4 protein-coding genes and 1 pseudogene are annotated in these 3,012 nt (G+C 71.7%); 2 read left to right on the top strand and 3 right to left on the bottom strand.

All coding sequences use genetic code 11. The features are described 5' to 3' along the window. A partial coding sequence (locus ACOADB_RS19970; protein WP_378602500.1) for a zinc-dependent metalloprotease occupies positions 1 to 225 on the top strand: 225 nt, incomplete at its 5' end. Further along, positions 222 to 764 carry an NUDIX hydrolase gene (locus ACOADB_RS19965; RefSeq protein ID WP_378602497.1) on the top strand — a complete coding sequence of 181 codons (543 nt, stop codon included), beginning with the start codon at positions 222 to 224 and terminating at the stop codon, positions 762 to 764. The genes ACOADB_RS19970 and ACOADB_RS19965, both read left to right, overlap by 4 nt. Here the strand turns inward: ACOADB_RS19965 and ACOADB_RS19960 are convergent. From ACOADB_RS19960 to ACOADB_RS19950, 3 genes and pseudogenes are all read right to left on the bottom strand, one after another. Continuing rightward, positions 761 to 1,327, bottom strand: coding sequence for a M48 family metallopeptidase (locus ACOADB_RS19960; protein ID WP_378602494.1), 567 nt, complete (start codon positions 1,325 to 1,327; stop codon positions 761 to 763). The two genes, ACOADB_RS19965 and ACOADB_RS19960, sit on opposite strands and share 4 nt — an antisense overlap. A gap of 9 nt (positions 1,328 to 1,336) precedes the next feature. Then, a complete protein-coding gene (locus tag ACOADB_RS19955) occupies positions 1,337 to 2,380 on the bottom strand; it encodes a PHP domain-containing protein (RefSeq protein ID WP_378602491.1) in 1,044 nt (347 codons plus the stop codon). Positions 2,381 to 2,747: 367 nt separating this feature from the next. After that, a pseudogene (locus ACOADB_RS19950) lies at positions 2,748 to 3,012 on the bottom strand (enoyl-CoA hydratase/isomerase family protein); the annotation flags it as partial.

The following is a 3,012-nucleotide window of genomic DNA, read 5'->3' as shown; positions in this document are numbered from 1 at the left end:
GGGCTGCGTACCCGCGCCGGCGAAGAGGCCCGCGACGGCGTCTGGATGCACCCGGACCTGCTGCCGACCGCGGCCGACCTGGACGACCCGTTGTCGTTCCGCGCCGAGGCGACTGCGCCCGAGGAGCTCTCCGAGGACGACTTCGACGCCGAGCTGCGAAAGCTCCTCGAGGGCGACGGCCCGGCAGCGGAGCCCACGGACACGCCGGACTCCCCGGCCGAGTGACGCTGCACGCCGACGCTCTCGTAACCCTGCGGGAGTGGAGTGCTCCGGGCGCGGCCCAGGAGGAGCTGCGGGGCCGACTGGTGCGGCATCTCGAGTCGACGCCGGACGGCATGTGGCGGTCGTCGTACCCGGACCACCTGACTGCGGGCACGATCGTCCTGGCCGCTGACGGCGACCGGGTGCTGTTGAACCTGCACCGCAAGGCGGGCCGGTGGTTCGCGTTCGGCGGCCATGCCGAGCCGGGCGACGCGACGCTGGCCTCGGTGGCGTTGCGGGAGGCGCGTGAGGAGTCCGGCATCGCCGACCTCGACTTCCACGCCGAACCGCTGCAGCTCGACGTGCACGTGGTGCCGTTCTGCGACCCACGGGGCGGGGTCAGCCACCTGGACGTGCGCTACGCCGCGCTGGCCGGGCCGGGCGCGCAGGAGGTCGTGAGCGAGGAGTCGCTGGCCGTGCGCTGGTGGCCGGTTGACGGCCTGCCCGAGCTCGAGCCGAGCATGATCGAGCTGATCTCCCGGGCCCGCGACCTGCTCTGTTAGTCCACGTCCTCGCCGGGGAAGATCTCCTCCGACGGCGGCCGCGAGATCCGGGCCGCGTCCGACCAGCCCGCGAGGTAGCCCTTGGCCTTGTCCGCCGCCGGGTAGTTCGACACCCAGCCCCAGAACTTCTCGTCGTGCTGCGGCTCGATCAGGTGTGCCAGCTCGTGCACGATGACGTAGTCGATCACCCACTCCGGCATCCGCTGGAGCCGCTCGGACAACCGGATCGTGCGATCGCGCGGCGTGCACGAACCCCATCGTGAACGCTGGTTGCCCACCCAGCGCACCGACTCCGGCACCGCCAGGCCGCCGAGGAAGTCGTCGCTGAGCAGCCGCGCGCGCTCCATCAGGTCCTCGTCGGACCACCCCCGCGGGACCGCGGACTTGAGCTCCTTGCGCTCGATCCGCGCGACCATCCGGGTCACCCAGGCGCGTTCCTCGGCACCCGAGAGGTTGTTGGGCACGAGCACGACGATCTTGTCGCCGTCCCGATAGGCAGAGACCGTCCGACGCCGGCGCTCCGACCGTCGTACCTCCACCCGGGGCTTGCTCCGCGCACCCATGGCCCGACCCTACGGCTCCGCCCACTCGAGAAGTCGCTCGACAGGCCACGTGTTGACGATCCGGTCGGCGTCGATCCCGGCGGCCTCGGCCCGCTCACAGCCCAGCAGCGGGTAGTCGAGCTGCCCCGGGGCGTGGGCGTCGCTGTCGATCGAGAACACGCACCCGATGTCGCGCGCGAGCTCGAGCAGCTTCGTCGGCGGGTCGCGGCGCTCGGGGCGTGAGTTGATCTCGACGGCCACACCCTCCTCGGCGCAGGCCTCGAAGACGGACCGCGCGTCGAACCGCGACTGCCCGCGGGTCCCCCGGTTGCCGGTCACCAGGCGCCCGGTGCAGTGCCCGAGGACGTTCGTGAACGGGTTGCGGACGGCGGCCACCATCCGTCGCGTCATCTGCTCGGCGTCCATCTGGAGCTTCGAGTGCACGCTCGCCACCCGTACGTCGAGCCGAGCCAGCATCCGGTCGGTCTGGTCGAGGCGGCCGTCGTCGAGGATGTCGACCTCGATCCCGCGCAGCAGCCGGAACCCGGCGGCAGACAGGTGGTCGTTGACCGCGGCGATCACGTCGAGCTGGCGGGTCAGCCGCTCGGCGGAGAGCCCCCGTGCCACCTTCAGCCGCGGCGAGTGATCGGTCAGCACCAGGTAGTCGTGACCGATCTCGATGGCCGTCATCGCCATCTCCTCGATCGGCGAGCCACCGTCGGACCAGTCCGAGTGCGAGTGCAGGTCCCCGCGCAGCTGCGCGCGCAGTGCGGTCCCGGCTCCGTCACGGGTGAGCGGGCCGCCGTACTGCTGTTCGGCCTCGGCGAGCTTGTCGGGCACCTGCCCCTCGATGGCCTGGGCGATGACACGCGCGGTGCTCGAGCCGACGCCGGCGATCCGGGTGAGGGTCCCGGCGTCTGCGCGCTGCGCGACCTCGTCCGCACCGAGCGGCAGGATCGCGGCCGCGGCCCCGCGATAGGCCTTGACCTTGTAGCTGTCGGCGCGCCCGCGCTCGAGCAGGAAGGCGATCCGGCGCAGTGCCGCGACCGGCGTTCCGTCGTACTGCTCGCTCACGGCAACTTCTCCTCGAGGATTCTTTTCTCCACAGGCAGTGGATGAACCTGTGGGGTCCATTGTCGCTGGTCACCCCGCGGTACGACGTCCGCCGCTCCACCCAGCGCACCGCTCTCTCCACAGGCGACTCACCGTTGTCGGGTGCTCCTCCACGGCGAGCGGTGTTCTTCCACAGGTTTCTCCACAACCTTGTCCACAGGCAACGCGCCGCACGGATTGACCGCGATCGGCCGGGTGCCTAGCGTCCTCACCAGACGAGGCCCCCGGGCCCGCAGTTCCTCGCTCGCAAGGGGAAGGCAAGCGAGGAGCCGCTGCGGATTCGGGGGCCTCGCCACTACTTTTGGCCGAGCGCGTCTCCGGCGGGCTGTCAGCGCCCCTCGAACACCGGCGCCCGCTTCTCCTGTGCGGCGGCGATCCCCTCCAGCAGGTCGGCCGTGGCCAGCGTGACGGGCTGCGCCAGCGCCTCCCACTCGAGCGCGGTCTCGATGCTCGCGTGGCCCAGCTGCAGCGCGCGCTTGGTGAGGCGCGCAGCGATCGGCGCCGTGCCGGCGACCTCGGCCGCCACGGCCAGCACGTCGTCCCGGAAGCTGGCCGGCTCCATCACCCGCGACACCATGCCCAGGCCGAGGGCC

It is taken from the genome of Nocardioides sp. CPCC 206348, assembly GCF_048654705.1.
GTDB lineage: Bacteria > Actinomycetota > Actinomycetes > Propionibacteriales > Nocardioidaceae > Nocardioides.
This window is presented reverse-complemented; position numbering and strand designations above follow the sequence as displayed.

Excerpts from the sequence above, each read along its gene's own strand:
- ACOADB_RS19960 (WP_378602494.1), bottom strand. The coding sequence starts at position 1,327 with ATGGGTGCGCGGAGCAAGCCCCGGGTGGAGGTACGACGGTCGGAGCGC.